Source organism: Corynebacterium sp. NML140438, from assembly GCF_001875725.1.
Classification (GTDB): domain Bacteria; phylum Actinomycetota; class Actinomycetes; order Mycobacteriales; family Mycobacteriaceae; genus Corynebacterium.
Genome location: NZ_MLCQ01000019.1, coordinates 45,498 through 58,212 on the forward strand (window position 1 = coordinate 45,498; position 12,715 = coordinate 58,212).

General features: G+C 65.6%; 13 protein-coding genes. 6 read left to right on the top strand and 7 right to left on the bottom strand.

Translation table 11 applies throughout. The features are described 5' to 3' along the window. From ispF to BJP08_RS06260, 3 genes are read right to left on the bottom strand one after another with little or no spacing between them, the layout of a single operon-like run. On the bottom strand, positions 1-492 hold the full coding sequence (ispF, locus tag BJP08_RS06250) for a 2-C-methyl-D-erythritol 2,4-cyclodiphosphate synthase (RefSeq protein ID WP_071568797.1): 492 nt from the start codon (positions 490-492) through the stop codon (positions 1-3). Between the two features lie 10 nt (positions 493-502). Continuing rightward, complete coding sequence (ispD, locus tag BJP08_RS06255) at positions 503-1,228, bottom strand: 2-C-methyl-D-erythritol 4-phosphate cytidylyltransferase (protein ID WP_177221722.1); 726 nt, start codon at positions 1,226-1,228, stop codon at positions 503-505. Between the two features lie 13 nt (positions 1,229-1,241). After that, positions 1,242-1,838, bottom strand: coding sequence for a CarD family transcriptional regulator (locus BJP08_RS06260; protein ID WP_070361918.1), 597 nt, complete (start codon positions 1,836-1,838; stop codon positions 1,242-1,244). A 210-nt stretch (positions 1,839-2,048) separates the two neighbouring features. On the opposite strand from BJP08_RS06260, the gene BJP08_RS06265 reads away from it, so the two are divergent. From BJP08_RS06265 to disA, 3 genes are read left to right on the top strand one after another with little or no spacing between them, the layout of a single operon-like run. After that, positions 2,049-2,588 carry a hypothetical protein gene (locus BJP08_RS06265; RefSeq protein WP_071568799.1) on the top strand — a complete coding sequence of 180 codons (540 nt, stop codon included), beginning with the start codon at positions 2,049-2,051 and terminating at the stop codon, positions 2,586-2,588. A 6-nt stretch (positions 2,589-2,594) separates the two neighbouring features. Further along, entirely contained in the window at positions 2,595-3,983 is a 1,389-nt protein-coding gene (gene radA, locus BJP08_RS06270) for a DNA repair protein RadA (RefSeq protein ID WP_071568800.1), read from the top strand. Beyond that, positions 3,976-5,022, top strand: a complete 1,047-nt coding sequence (gene disA / locus BJP08_RS06275; protein ID WP_071568801.1) for a DNA integrity scanning diadenylate cyclase DisA — start codon at positions 3,976-3,978, stop codon at positions 5,020-5,022. The genes radA and disA overlap by 8 nt, the downstream gene beginning before the upstream one ends. 19 nt (positions 5,023-5,041) lie before the next feature. On the opposite strand, the gene BJP08_RS06280 is transcribed toward disA, so the two are convergent. Both BJP08_RS06280 and BJP08_RS06285 read right to left on the bottom strand, forming a co-directional pair. Continuing rightward, positions 5,042-5,731, bottom strand: coding sequence for a hypothetical protein (locus BJP08_RS06280; protein WP_071568802.1), 690 nt, complete (start codon positions 5,729-5,731; stop codon positions 5,042-5,044). Between the two features lie 5 nt (positions 5,732-5,736). Beyond that, the gene (locus tag BJP08_RS06285; RefSeq protein ID WP_071568803.1) at positions 5,737-6,345 is read right to left on the bottom strand and encodes a carbonic anhydrase; all 609 of its coding nucleotides are present in this window, start codon (positions 6,343-6,345) and stop codon (positions 5,737-5,739) included. 19 nt (positions 6,346-6,364) lie between these two features. On the opposite strand from BJP08_RS06285, the gene BJP08_RS06290 reads away from it, so the two are divergent. After that, positions 6,365-7,267, top strand: a complete 903-nt coding sequence (locus BJP08_RS06290; RefSeq protein WP_071568804.1) for an A/G-specific adenine glycosylase — start codon at positions 6,365-6,367, stop codon at positions 7,265-7,267. Here the strand turns inward: BJP08_RS06290 and BJP08_RS06295 are convergent. Next, the gene (locus tag BJP08_RS06295; protein WP_071565885.1) at positions 7,246-7,416 is read right to left on the bottom strand and encodes a DUF4236 domain-containing protein; all 171 of its coding nucleotides are present in this window, start codon (positions 7,414-7,416) and stop codon (positions 7,246-7,248) included. The two genes, BJP08_RS06290 and BJP08_RS06295, sit on opposite strands and share 22 nt — an antisense overlap. A 28-nt stretch (positions 7,417-7,444) precedes the next feature. On the opposite strand from BJP08_RS06295, the gene zupT reads away from it, so the two are divergent. Both zupT and BJP08_RS06305 read left to right on the top strand, forming a co-directional pair. Continuing rightward, entirely contained in the window at positions 7,445-8,212 is a 768-nt protein-coding gene (zupT, locus tag BJP08_RS06300; protein WP_071568805.1) for a zinc transporter ZupT, read from the top strand. Positions 8,213-8,254: 42 nt separating this feature from the next. Continuing rightward, positions 8,255-9,646, top strand: a complete 1,392-nt coding sequence (locus BJP08_RS06305; RefSeq protein WP_071568806.1) for a lipase family protein — start codon at positions 8,255-8,257, stop codon at positions 9,644-9,646. Between the two features lie 240 nt (positions 9,647-9,886). Here BJP08_RS06305 and BJP08_RS06310 read toward each other — a convergent pair whose 3' ends face one another. Continuing rightward, positions 9,887-12,646 carry an ATP-dependent Clp protease ATP-binding subunit gene (locus tag BJP08_RS06310; RefSeq protein ID WP_071568807.1) on the bottom strand — a complete coding sequence of 920 codons (2,760 nt, stop codon included), beginning with the start codon at positions 12,644-12,646 and terminating at the stop codon, positions 9,887-9,889. Positions 12,647-12,715: the final 69 nt, after the last annotated feature.

Here is a 12,715-nt window from a genome sequence, read left to right on the forward strand (position 1 = left end):
TTAGCTTAGTGCAACCAGCGCAGTAGCGACGGCAGCGCGCCCTTCACCCGAACCGGTGAAACCCATGTGGTCCGTCGTGGTCGCCGACACCGACACCGGGGCGCCGAGCGCCTCCGAAAGCACGCGCTGCGCCTCCTCGCGCACCGGGCCCATCTTCGGGGTCTGGCCGATCATCTGCACCGACACGTTGACCACCTGGTGACCGTGCTGTTTGAGCAGCTCCCGCAGCTCCTTGAGCAGCTGCGTGCCCTGTACCCCGTCGTACTCCGGCCTGCCGACGCCGACGAAGGAACCCAGGTCGCCCAGCCCGGTCGCCGAAAGCACGGCGTCCACCACCGCGTGGCTGACAACGTCGCCGTCCGAGTGCCCCTCGCACCCGTCCTGCCCCTCGTGGAGGATGCCCGCGATCCAGCACGGTTTCCCGGCCTCGATCTGGTGCGCATCAAACGCAGTACCGACCCTGAACTGTGGAAAATCTGTGTGCGACGTCATGCGCGCAAGCCTACCGCGTGCTCCCCGACGGCACCTCAAAGATGGTTGGCTCCGCCTCGTCCGTGATGCTCTGCGCCAGGCGCATGTCGATCGGCGTGGTGATCTTAAACGCCATCGGGTCCCCCTGCACCGTGTGCACGTCCACGCCGAACCACTCCATCAGGCTCGCATCATCCGTGGCGACGAAGTCCGGTGCCCCCTCGAAGTAGGCACGGTTCGCGGCAAGCAGCGAACGCAGGTCGAAACCTTGCGGCGTCTGCACCGCCCGCAGCGTGGAGCGGTCCGGGGTGCCGACGACGCGCCCAGCCGTATCGATCTCCTTGATGGTATCGACGACGGGCAGCACCGGCACCACCGCGTCAGCACCCTCGAGCACCGCGCGGGCGACGCGCGCAATCATGCCGGGCGGGGTCAGCGCCCGGGCGGCGTCGTGAATAAGCACGCAGGCATCCTCGTGCTCGATCGCTTTGAGGCCCTCGTAGATAGAATCGGCGCGCTCCGCGCCCCCGTGCACGAAGCGGACGTCGTGGCCTCGCAGCGTAGTGCGCGCAATTTCCTCCATCTCGGGGCTGACCACCACGATGATCGAGTCCACGACCTCGGCGGTCTCCATCGCGGTCACCGAGCGCTCCAGCAGGCTGCGGCCGCGCAGTGGCACAAACGCCTTCGGCACGCTCGCCCCGAGCCGCGTGCCCTTGCCTGCCGCGGCGACGACGGCCACTACCCTGCGAGACATGTTGTGAGTCCCGCTACTTCTCGTCGTCCTCATCGTCGTCGAAGCTGAGGTCATCCAGGTCGATGTCATCCTCGTCCTCAACCACCACGTCAGGCGCGAAGGAAATACCGGCCTTGACCTGCTCCTCGATGATCTTGCGGACGCCCTCTTCCAGCTCCTCGACCTTCTTCTCGTCGACCGGCTCCGCCAGCGCGAGCTCACCGACGAGGATCTGGCGCGCCTTGCCCAGCATGCGCTTCTCACCAGCTGACAGGCCCTTGCCCTGGTCACGGCGCCACAGGTCGCGGACAACCTCCGCCACCTTATTAATGTCGCCGGATGCGAGGCGCTCCTGGTTCGCCTTGTAGCGGCGAGACCAGTTGCCGGCCTCCTCGACGTCGGTCTCACGCAGCACCGAGAAGACCTTCTCCAGGCCCTCCTTACCGACGACGTCACGGACACCGACAAGCTCGGTATTCTTTACCGGAACACGGACCTCAAGGTCCGACTGGAGGATTTGCAGTACGAGAAAGTCGAGCGTTTCTCCGCCAATTTCGCGCTGCTCGATGTCGGCGATGCGTGCCGCACCATGATGCGGATAGACAACCACTTCTCCGACTTTGAATTCCATGAACACTCCTTGAGGACGACAACCGGCTCAGTAACCCCACCACCCTACCATTACGGGCCGTTATGGGGACGCGCACCCGCGATGCGCCGAACTCAACTAAAGTTTAACCCCACCCGTACAGCCTGGGCCTGGTACGTGTGATGAAACTGTGAAAAGTCTAGGTCCAGGCGCTAGGGTTGTGCGGAGAAACATATATGTGAAACAAGAACGATGGAGGACACCCACGTGAAGTCCCTGAAGCCGGTTTTCGCACTCGCAACCGCACTGCTCATGGCCGGATGCTCCGCAGGCCAAATCACTCAGACCTCTGACCAGGTGGCTGCAGTTGACGGCGCCCACGTCGAAACCGAGAACGGCGAGCTGGCTGTACAGGACGTCACCATCGTCCTCGATGAGTCCGGCTCCGCCGCAGTGAAGTTCAGCGCCCTGAACCAGGACACGTCGATGACGTCGCACTCGCTGCGCTCCGTTTCCGTCGACGGCACCCCGGTCAGCATCGAGTCCTCGAAGGAGATCGCGTACAACTGCGTGCTCGTCGGCGATTCCGCTGCAGGCCTCGACCGCATGCCACAGGATGACGGCAAGAACTGCATCGAGTACATCCGCACCGCCCTGCCGAACGACAGCTTCGCATACGGCGGCACCGTGCCTGTGACCTTTACGTTCGATACCGGCACCCTCGAGGTAGACGCCCCGGTCTCCGCGCCGCTGCTGCCTTCCGGCCAGGTCCACCGCGAGCTGAACAAGTAAGGCTCTATGGCGAAGAAGCCTCGGGTAATCCACACCTGTTCTGAGTGTGGATACTCCTCTCCTAAGTGGCTCGGCCGCTGCCCTGAATGCGGCTCTTGGGGGACATTGCAAGAATCCACGCCGGTGGTTTCCGCCACCCGCGCGACGGGGGTCTCAAGCGCGCCGCGTGCTGCTGCGCTCACACCGCAGACGCCTGCGCGCCCAATCACGACTATCGACGCCGCCGCGACCAAGACGGTGCGCTCCGGCATCGGCGAACTCGACCGGGTGCTGGGCAACGGCGTGGTGCCTGGGTCGGTGGTGCTCATGGCTGGCGAGCCAGGCGTCGGTAAGTCGACGCTGCTGCTTGAGGTAGCCTCGCGCTGGGCGGCGATCGACGGACGCAAGGCGCTCTACGTCACCGCCGAGGAGTCGGCTGGGCAGGTCCGCGGGCGTGCGGAGCGTACCGGCGCCCTGCGTGAGCGCCTCTACCTGGCGGCCGAGTCCAACCTGGACATCGTGTTTGGGCACGTGGAGCAGATCAAGCCCTCGCTGCTCATCGTGGACTCGGTGCAGACGATGCACGCCCCCGGTGTGGAGGGCGTGCCGGGAGGCGTCGCACAGTCCCGCGCGGTAACGGCCGCGCTGACCACGCTAGCGAAGACGACCCACCTGCCGATCCTACTGGTAGGACACGTGACCAAGGACGGCAACGTCGCGGGCCCGCGCGTGCTGGAACACCTTGTGGACGTGGTGCTCAACTTCGAGGGCGACCGGCAATCGAGCCTGCGCATGCTGCGCGGCATCAAGAACCGCTTCGGTGCGACCGATGAGGTCGGCTGCTTCGAGCAGACCGCCGAGGGCATCCGGGAGGTGCCGGACCCGTCCGGGCTGTTCCTCTCCCACCGCGGCCGCACCCCGGATGGCTCCGCGGTGACCGTCGCGATGGACGGGGTGCGCCCGATGCTCGCGGAGGTGCAGGCGCTCACCGTGGACCCGGTGAACAAGTCGCCCCGGCGCGTGGTCACGGGCCTGGACGGCAACCGCGTGCCGATGGTGCTGGCGGTCCTGCAGGCGCGCTGTGGGCAGCGCACGAACGATAAGGACGCCTACGTAGCAACCGTGGGCGGGGTGCGCATCACGGAGACCGCCACCGACCTGGCGGTAGCGCTGGCTACGTGGTCGAGCCTGCACGAGACGCCGCTGCCACCGAAGACGGTGGTGATCGGGGAGGTCGGCCTAGCCGGCGAGATCCGGCGGGTGCCGAACCTGGGACGTCGGCTCCAGGAGGCGGCACGCCTGGGGTACGAGCACGCTATCGTGCCCGCTGGCGAGTCCCTGCAGGTCCCGGGCCTGCGCATTGAGCAGGTGTCCACGGTTGGCCAGGCTATCGCTACACTTGCACAGCATGAGTGATGACACGATGCGCGCCGCCCTCGAGCGCCTCGCCCCCGGCACCGCACTTCGCGACGGCCTCGAGCGGATCCAACGCGGCCATACTGGTGGCCTCATCGTCCTCGGCGACGGCACGGAGGTCGTCGAGATTTGCGACGGCGGCATCGCCTTCGACGTCCCCTTCCAGCCACCGCTGCTACGCGAACTGTGCAAGATGGACGGCGCCGTCGTCCTTTCCGCCGACGGCTCCCGTATCACCCGCGCCAACGTGCAGCTCGTGCCCAGCCCTCACTTCCCCACCAGCGAGTCGGGCACCCGCCACCGCTCCGCAGAGCGCACCGCGCTGCAGACGGGGAGGCCGGTGATTTCGGTGTCGGCGTCGATGAATACGGTGACGGTGTACGCGGGTGGGCGTCGTCACCGCCTTGAGGAGCCCGCGGTGCTGATGGGCCGGGCGAACCAGGCACTGTCCACCGTGGAGCGCTACCGCCAGCGCCTCGACATGTCGAACCACCGCCTGTTCGTGGCGGAGATGAACAACTACGCCACCGTCGCCGACGTGCTCAACGTGCTACAGCGCCAGCTGATGCTTGAGCGCGCCGTCACCGACCTGGAGCTGAGCATCGTGGAGTTGGGCGTCGACGCCCGCCAGCTCAGCCTGCAGCTCTCCGAGCTGGAGGGCAACAACGCCCACGACGTAGAGATGCTGGTGCGCGACTACATCGCGACGACCACCGTCCCCACGGACGAGCAGGTCCACCAGGCGCTCGAAGCCCTGGACAACCTGCCGGATTCGGAGCTGCTGAACACGACCGCGCTGGCCCGCCAGCTGGGGCTGCCCGCGAACGAGGAGAACCTGGTGCAGGCGCTTACCCCGCGCGGCTACCGGGCGCTTGCGCGCGTGCCTCGTGTGCAGAAGTTCTTGATGGATCAGATCGTGGCCGTCTTCGGCACGCTGCCCGCCATCTTGGAGGCGCAGCCCGAAGACTTAAGCTCCGCAGACCACGTGACCAGCCTGTGGGCGCGCCACATCTACGAAGGGCTGCGCCGCTTGAGCTAAAGGCCTCACGGCCTCAAAGCTAGGTCAGGTTGAACGGGACCGCGTCGGAGGCGTTATCGCCGATCACGGTGTGCAGGTAGTAGGACCCGGCCGGCACCGGCTGGCGGTCGGTGCACACGTTGGGCTGGGAGCTAGTGCCCGACCAGCGGGCTTCAAATCCGCGCTTGGAGTCGCGCGGGAACGTCTCCTGGCCAGCAAAAACGGGGTCGAAGCAGTCGATGTCGGACCATACCCGCTGATTCGTGGCCATGTCGTAGACCTCAAAGCGCATGATGTTGGCGTCCAAGTCAATGACGCAGTCTGCATCCGTCGGGTTCTGCACCTCCATGTAGAACACCGGCTGCTCCCCCACCGCGTACGACGGCTGGTTTGTCGACGCCACCACACGCAAATCCTTCAGCTCACAGGTGCCGGACGGGGCCGCCTCCGTGTGCTCCGTTTGCTCAGTCGGCGACGTCGGCTCACCGGATGCGCTCTCCTTCGCCGTCTCGGACTCGCTCGGCGTCGCAGCGCCCGGCTCCGGCACCGTCGGCTCCGTGACAGGCGTGGTGGTGGGCGAAGTGGACGTCGATACGTCAGCGTCGCCGCCTGAGCGGGCAAGGGCGCTCAACCCCCACACCAGGAACACCACGATCACCAACAATGCAACGAGCGCCGCGACTCGGCGGCGCCGGTAGATCTCGGGTGGAAGCGGATGCTGGTTAGTCATGCCCCTTACTCTATACCGAAGGTTTCCATGGTCGGGTGAACCTCGCCATCGGCAAGTTGGTAGCGTGCCGCCACCACGCCGAGGGTGCCGTTGGCAAGGCGCTCGGCGAGCACAGGCACCCGCTCGATGAGGTGCTGGGCGCTCAGGTTCGCGTGCGTGACCTCCACATCCTTCGGGTCGCGCGACGGCGCCTCGAGCACCGACGGCACGATCTTCTCAACGAACACGCGGACCAGGCCGTCAGGGATCTCGGCGGTCTCCACCGCGTGCAGCGCCGTGCCGACCGCGCCACAAGACTCATGCGACAGGAACATCACCAGCGGCACGTTCAGCCCTTCCACCGCGTACTCGACGGAGGCAGACACCGCGGCGTCGACGCAACCGCCCGCTGTGCGGATGACGAAAATGTCACCGAAGCCGACGTCGAAAAGCAGCTCAACTGGGACGCGCGAGTCCGAGCAAGCGACGACGGCGGCGATGGGGTGCTGGCCGTCGCGAAGCTGTTCGCGCCAGAGACGGTCCCGGTGCGGGTGCATCTCCTGGCTTGCAACGAATCGTTCATTTCCTGCCTTGAGGAGTTCCCACACCTCACGAGGCGTCTTTGCTGTACTCATAGGCTATATTTTGGCAGAGATGACTGAGGATGTGGCCAAAATTCGAACAAACCTCCAACCCAGCGAAATTATCCCGTGGTACCGCGCCAACGCGCGCGAGCTTCCGTGGCGCGCACCAGGCACAAGCCCGTGGGGCGTGCTGCTCAGCGAAGTGATGAGCCACCAGACGCAGGTGGCGCGCGTCGCCCCCATCTGGGAGGAGTGGATGCGGCGCTGGCCCACTCCGGAGGCCTTCGCCGCCGCCGGCGCCGACGAGGTACTGCGCGCCTGGGGCAGCCTCGGCTACCCGCGTCGCGCGCTGCGCCTACTCGAGTGCGCGCGAGCGATCACCGAGCTTCACAACGGCCACGTCCCCCGCAACGTCGACGACCTGCTGGCGCTGCCCGTCATCGGCGATTACACGGCACGCGCAGTGGCCTGCTTCGCCTACGGGGAAAACGTGCCGGTGGTGGACACGAACGTGCGCCGGGTAGTCGCGCGCGCCGAGCGCGGTAGGCCCGTAGCGCACCCGCGCAAAGCGGAGCTTCAGGAGGTGGCGGCGCTGCTGCCCGCCGATGATTCGGAATGGGACGGCCCGACCTTTTCGGTCGGCCTGATGGAGCTCGGCGCCCTAGTATGCACCGCTACCAACCCGGACTGCGGGGCGTGCCCGGTCAGCCACTGCGCGTGGGTCGCCGCGGGTAAGCCCGAGCCGAACCCGGAGGAGCAGCGCAAGAAGAAGACGCAGCGCTTCGCCGGCACCGACCGGCAGGTGCGCGGCAAGATCATGCGGGTGTTGCGAGGGGCGTCGGCACCCGTACCGCAACGCGACATCGACGTGGTGTGGCCCGATGCGGCGCAACGCTCCCGCGCCCTATTTTCACTGCTTGAGGACGGCCTCGCCGTCCAAGACGACGCCGGTTACTTCCACCTGCCGCGGTAGTTGAACCCACCGGGCAGCTTCACCCACACGCCACCGCGCGAGTTGAACGTGACAGGGCCGACCTTCGTGGAAGCCGAAGCACCAGACTTGGAGAAGTTTAGCCACGAGTTCTTACTCACCTTGTGCTTCTTGCGATAATAAATTCCCATGCGCTCAGACTACACATAGACTGTCCGCATGAGTTCGAGCGTTTTGGTCGCCTTCGCGATGACCCTGCTGGCCGGCATCTCCACCGGCATCGGCGGAATTGTTGTTGCGCTCAAATCCAACATTAGTGACAGGTTCCTCGCCGGTAGCCTGGGGTTCTCCGCGGGCGTGATGGTCTACATCTCGCTTGCGGAACTCCTTCCCGCAGGTATCGAGTCGCTCGACCAGGGGCGCGCGATCCTCGGATTCTTCGGCGGGGTGGCGCTGATCGCGGTAATCGACAAGCTGGTACCGCACGACATCAACCCGCACGAAAGCATCCAGGGCGACGAGGACAAACGCGCCCAAGCCATGCGGCGCGCGGGCGTCATCACCGGCGTGGCGATTGCGCTGCACAACTTCCCCGAAGGCTTCGCCACCTTCATGTCCGCGCTCGCCGACCCGTACCTGGCCATTCCTATCGCCGTCGCCATCGCCCTGCACAACATCCCAGAAGGCGTCGCCGTGGCAGTCCCGCTGCGCGAAGCCACCGGCCGACGTTGGTGGGCCGCCGGGTGGGCCACCCTCTCAGGGCTTGCGGAACCACTCGGAGCGCTCGTCGGGTACCTCATCCTCGCGCCCTTTATGGGGCCGACCACGATGGGATACTCCTTCGCGGTGATCGCCGGAATCATGGTGTTCATCAGCTTCGACAAGCTACTGCCGAACGCGATCGCCACCGGGCACCACCACTACAGCGTCTACGGCGTCATGAGCGGCATGGCGGTCATGGCCGTCAGCCTCATGCTGCTGCCCTAAGCGCTGTGTGCTGCGAAGTGGCGTCGATTAGTATTTTTCATCATGCTGCATCGCCCTGTGATCTCCGCCGTGTGCGCCCTCGCACTCGCCGCCCCACTTGCCCCCTCCGCCGCCGCTAGCTCACTCGACCCGCTGAGCTCCGTCGCCGAGGTGGGCTCCTCCGCCATCAAATCCGCCTTCCGCCCCGCGCCGAAAGTCGTGCGCTACGCAACCACCACCGAGTCCGGCACACGCGCGCCAGTCACCGCCACCCTCTACGACAGGGACAACGCGAAAGGGCTCGTCGTCATCGCGCCCGGCACCCGTGGCATGGCCGACCACTGCGCACCCAGCAAGAACACCTCGCTCATGTCCTCCGACTCTGGGCCCTCCTTCAGCGTCGACTACGAGCGCCCAATGGCCCACATGCTTGTCGACGCCGGCTACCGCGTCATCGTCACCGACTACGTCGGGCTCGGCACCCCAGGTACGCACACGTATCTCAACCGCGTCGACCAAGGCCACGCCGTCATCGACGCCGCCCGCTACGCCGCCCACGACGGTGAAAAAGTCGCCTTCTGGGGCTATTCCCAAGGCGGCGGCGCATCCGCCGCAGCAGCCGAGCTTGTCGCCGACTACGCCCCCGAGCTCAACGTCGTCGCCGCCTTCGTCGGCGCCCCACCCGTCGACCCGCTGGCCGTGCTCGAACAGTCCCGCGGGACCCTGATCACCCCAGTCGCCGGTTTCGCCGCCGTCTCCTACTCCTCCACCTACCCCGACTTCCGCGAAGCGCTCTACGCCGAACTCAACGAAGAAGGCGTCCGCACCCTCGACGCATTGTCGAAAGCCTGCCTTTTCGACGCAATGCGCATCGCCCCCAAAGAGTTCAAGGCCTACACGAAACGCGGCGTTAACCTGGCCGAACTCGCCCACGACAACCCCGTGCTGCGTGCCCGCCTGGAACAGAACAAGCTCGGCCGCGTCCCCACTAAAGTCCCGACCCTGGTGCTCACCAACCCCGATGACGACATGGTCCCCGCCCCACAGGCGACCCAGCTCGCGCGGGACTACTGTGCACTCGGCTCACCCGTCGAGTACCGCAGCGTCGGCATCCCGGGCACCCGGTCCATGCCGCTTGCCTCCGGGTCCTCCGCCACCCCCTTCGCCAACCTCGCCGGGGCCGGCCACGCCCTACCGATCGTCCTCGAGACTTCCAACGTCATCACCTGGCTCGATGAACGGTTCGACCCAAATGGTCCAGCCTTCACCCCGACCTGCAACATCCCCGACGATTCCTCCATCAACACCGCCTCGAACTACCAGTACACCGGGCCAGTGGCGAACGCCATCCTGTTCGGCATCTTCGCTGTGCTCAGCGCTGTAGGTTTGGGCACCTGGCTGGTCGGCTCCGGCCTGCCGAACCCGGCCTTGGTCTGGGCACACCTAATTCCATGATTTCTGGAGCGCGTTTTGCATTTCCCCTGGTCGCCGATCGCCCGTGATGGAATTTGGTGCCTCTGGATGGAGGTGAGTGACAAAAGACGCAATCTCAAAACGCACACCTTACATTCCCGCAGTTCAAAAAAGTGCTAGATATATAGCTTTGCGTCTTTTGTCACTAGCCCAGTTCCAAAGACACCTGGAGAAGGCAACAAGAAAGCCGCACCACCAGGGTGCGGCTTTCCAACCTACTGATTAGACCGGTTCAGAGCCCCGACCATCGGAGTCCGAGCCAGAGTCAGGCTCAGGGCCGGACTCTGTGCGCTCATCTGGGAACTGGGAGGCCTCGGTCTCAGGGGTGCCCTCCGAAGGGGCGATGTCCCGAACGGCCTGCTCCTCAGGTTCCTCGGACGCAGCGTCCTCGCCGAACGTTTCCGCTGGCAGCGGGCGTGGGCGCGGGGTGAAGGTGAAGGTTGCCTCCGGCGCAGCCTTGCCGCGGGTGTTGCGGGCGGCTTCGATGTCCCCATCCCAGCCTTCGACGTCGACGGTGATGATCTCGCCGGCGCCGATCTCGCCGAACAGGATCTTCTCCGAGAGCATGTCTTCGATCTCGCGCTGGATGGTGCGACGCAGTGGGCGCGCGCCGAGGACTGGGTCGAAGCCGCGGATGGCCAGGAGGTTCTTGGCCTTCTCGGTGAGCTCGATGCCCATGTCCTGCGCAGCCAGGTTGGTGTCCACCCGGCTGATGAGCAGGTCCACCATCTGCACGATTTCTTCCTGGGACAGCTGGCGGAAGACGACGATTTCGTCAATGCGGTTGAGGAACTCTGGTCGGAAGTGCTTCTTCAGCTCGTCGTGGACCTTGTTCTTCATGCGCTCGTACTGGGCGTCGGCGTCGGTGGCGGTGCTGCCGGTGAAGCCGAGGCCGACTGGCTTGGAGATGTCGCCGGTGCCCAGGTTGGAGGTGAAGATGAGCACGGTGTTCTTGAAGTCCACCATGCGTCCCTGGCCGTCGGTGACGTGGCCTTCTTCGAGGACTTGGAGCAGCGTGTTGTAAATCTCCTTGTGTGCCTTCTCGATCTCGTCGAAGAGGACCACGGAGAACGGCTTGCGGCGCACCTTCTCGGTGAGCTGGCCGCCTTCCTCGTAGCCGACGTATCCCGGAGGGGCGCCGAAGAGTCGGGAGGCGGTGAAGCGGTCGTGGAACTCGCCCATGTCGACCTGGATGAGGGAGTCTTCGTCGCCGAAGAGGAACTCGGCAAGCGCCTTGGACAGCTCCGTCTTACCGACACCGGACGGGCCGGCGAAGATGAAGGAGCCGGATGGGCGCTTCGGGTCCTTGAGCCCGGCGCGGGTGCGTCGGATGGAGCGCGACAGGGCGCGGACAGCTTCGTCCTGGCCGATGATGCGCTTGTGCAGCTCGGCCTCCATGTTGAGCAGGCGCGAGGACTCGGACTCGGTGAGCTTGAACACGGGGATGCCGGTCCAGTGCGCGAGCACGTCGGCAATCTGGTCTTCGCCGACCTCGGCGATTTCCTCGAGGTCGTCGGAGCGCCACTTCTTTTCCTTCTCCTTGCGCTCTTCGCCGAGCTTGCGTTCGGTGTCGCGCAGGCCCGCTGCCTTCTCGAAGTCCTGGGCGTCGATGGCCGCTTCCTTCTCGCGGCGGACGTCGGCGATACGCTCGTCGACTTCGCGGAGTTCGGAAGGGGCGGTCATGCGCTTGATGCGCATGCGGGCGCCTGCCTCGTCGAGGAGGTCGACGGCCTTGTCCGGCAGGAAGCGGTCGTTGATGTAGCGGTCCGCCAGGGTGGCGGCGGCCTTGAGGGCGTCGTCGGTGTAGGAGACGCGGTGGTGCGCCTCGTAGCGGTCGCGCAGGCCGCGCAGGATGGTGACGGTGTCCTCGACGGAGGGCTCGTCGACCTGGACGGGCTGGAAGCGGCGCTCGAGGGCGGCGTCCTTCTCGATGTGCTTGCGGTATTCGTCGAGCGTGGTCGCGCCGATGGTCTGGAGTTCGCCACGTGCCAGCTTCGGCTTGAGCAGCGAGGCTGCGTCGATGGCGCCTTCGGCAGCGCCGGCGCCGACGAGGGTGTGGATCTCGTCGATGAACAGGATGATGTCGCCGCGCTGGTTGATCTCCTTGAGGACCTTCTTCAGGCGTTCCTCGAAGTCACCGCGGTAGCGCGAACCGGCAACCAGGGAGCCGAGGTCCAGGGAGTAGACCTGCTTGTCCTTCAGCGTTTCGGGGACGTTGCCGTTCGCGATGTCGAGCGCGAGGCCCTCCACGACGGCAGTCTTGCCGACGCCCGGCTCACCAATAAGCACTGGGTTGTTCTTGGTGCGGCGCGAGAGCACCTGCATGATGCGCTCGATTTCCTTGTCGCGGCCGACCACTGGGTCGAGCTTGCCCTCGCGGGCTGCGGCGGTGAGGTTGCGGCCGAACTGGTCGAGCACGAGCGAGTTGGAACGCTCGCCCTGCTGGCCTGGGCGTGGCCCGCCCATGATGCCGGGGCCCTGTCCGGCGCCTGCGAAGCCCGGTCCGCCGCCCTGCGGGGTCTCCGGGTTCTGCGCTTCGCCGCCCTCGTAGCCGGAGAGCAGCTGGATCACCTGCTGGCGCACGCGCGGCAGATCGGCGCCAAGTTTGATCAGTACCTGGGCTGCGACGCCATCACCCTCGCGGATGAGGCCGAGCAGCAGGAACTCGGTGCCGATGTACTTGTGCCCCATCTGCAGGCCCTCGCGCAGCGAGAGCTCCAGCACCTTCTTGGCGCGCGGGGTAAATGGGATCTGGTCAGTGACCGGCTGCGTGCCATGCCCGATGATCTCGATGACTTCGGAGCGGACGTCGTCAAGATTGATACCCATGGACTCGAGCGCCTTTGCTGCGACGCCTTCGCCCTCCTTGATAAGGCCGAGCAGGATGTGCTCGGTACCCATGAAGTTATGGTTCAGCTCGCGCGCCTCCTCCTGGGCTAAGACGATGACGCGGCGGGCCCTATCGGTAAACCTCTCAAACAACTGGCTGACCCCTTACTAATAATGGTTTTTAAAGAGTTGTCACCAACCATAACGCCCCCGACGGACACA

Coding starts and splice junctions, on each gene's coding strand:
- ispF (WP_071568797.1), bottom strand. CDS start 492: ATGACGTCGCACACAGATTTTCCACAGTTCAGGGTCGGTACTGCGTTT.
- ispD (WP_177221722.1), bottom strand. CDS start 1,228: ATGTCTCGCAGGGTAGTGGCCGTCGTCGCCGCGGCAGGCAAGGGCACG.
- BJP08_RS06260 (WP_070361918.1), bottom strand. CDS start 1,838: ATGGAATTCAAAGTCGGAGAAGTGGTTGTCTATCCGCATCATGGTGCG.
- BJP08_RS06265 (WP_071568799.1), top strand. CDS start 2,049: ATGGAGGACACCCACGTGAAGTCCCTGAAGCCGGTTTTCGCACTCGCA.
- radA (WP_071568800.1), top strand. CDS start 2,595: ATGGCGAAGAAGCCTCGGGTAATCCACACCTGTTCTGAGTGTGGATAC.
- disA (WP_071568801.1), top strand. CDS start 3,976: ATGAGTGATGACACGATGCGCGCCGCCCTCGAGCGCCTCGCCCCCGGC.
- BJP08_RS06280 (WP_071568802.1), bottom strand. CDS start 5,731: ATGACTAACCAGCATCCGCTTCCACCCGAGATCTACCGGCGCCGCCGA.
- BJP08_RS06285 (WP_071568803.1), bottom strand. CDS start 6,345: ATGAGTACAGCAAAGACGCCTCGTGAGGTGTGGGAACTCCTCAAGGCA.
- BJP08_RS06290 (WP_071568804.1), top strand. CDS start 6,365: ATGACTGAGGATGTGGCCAAAATTCGAACAAACCTCCAACCCAGCGAA.
- BJP08_RS06295 (WP_071565885.1), bottom strand. CDS start 7,416: ATGGGAATTTATTATCGCAAGAAGCACAAGGTGAGTAAGAACTCGTGG.
- zupT (WP_071568805.1), top strand. CDS start 7,445: ATGAGTTCGAGCGTTTTGGTCGCCTTCGCGATGACCCTGCTGGCCGGC.
- BJP08_RS06305 (WP_071568806.1), top strand. CDS start 8,255: ATGCTGCATCGCCCTGTGATCTCCGCCGTGTGCGCCCTCGCACTCGCC.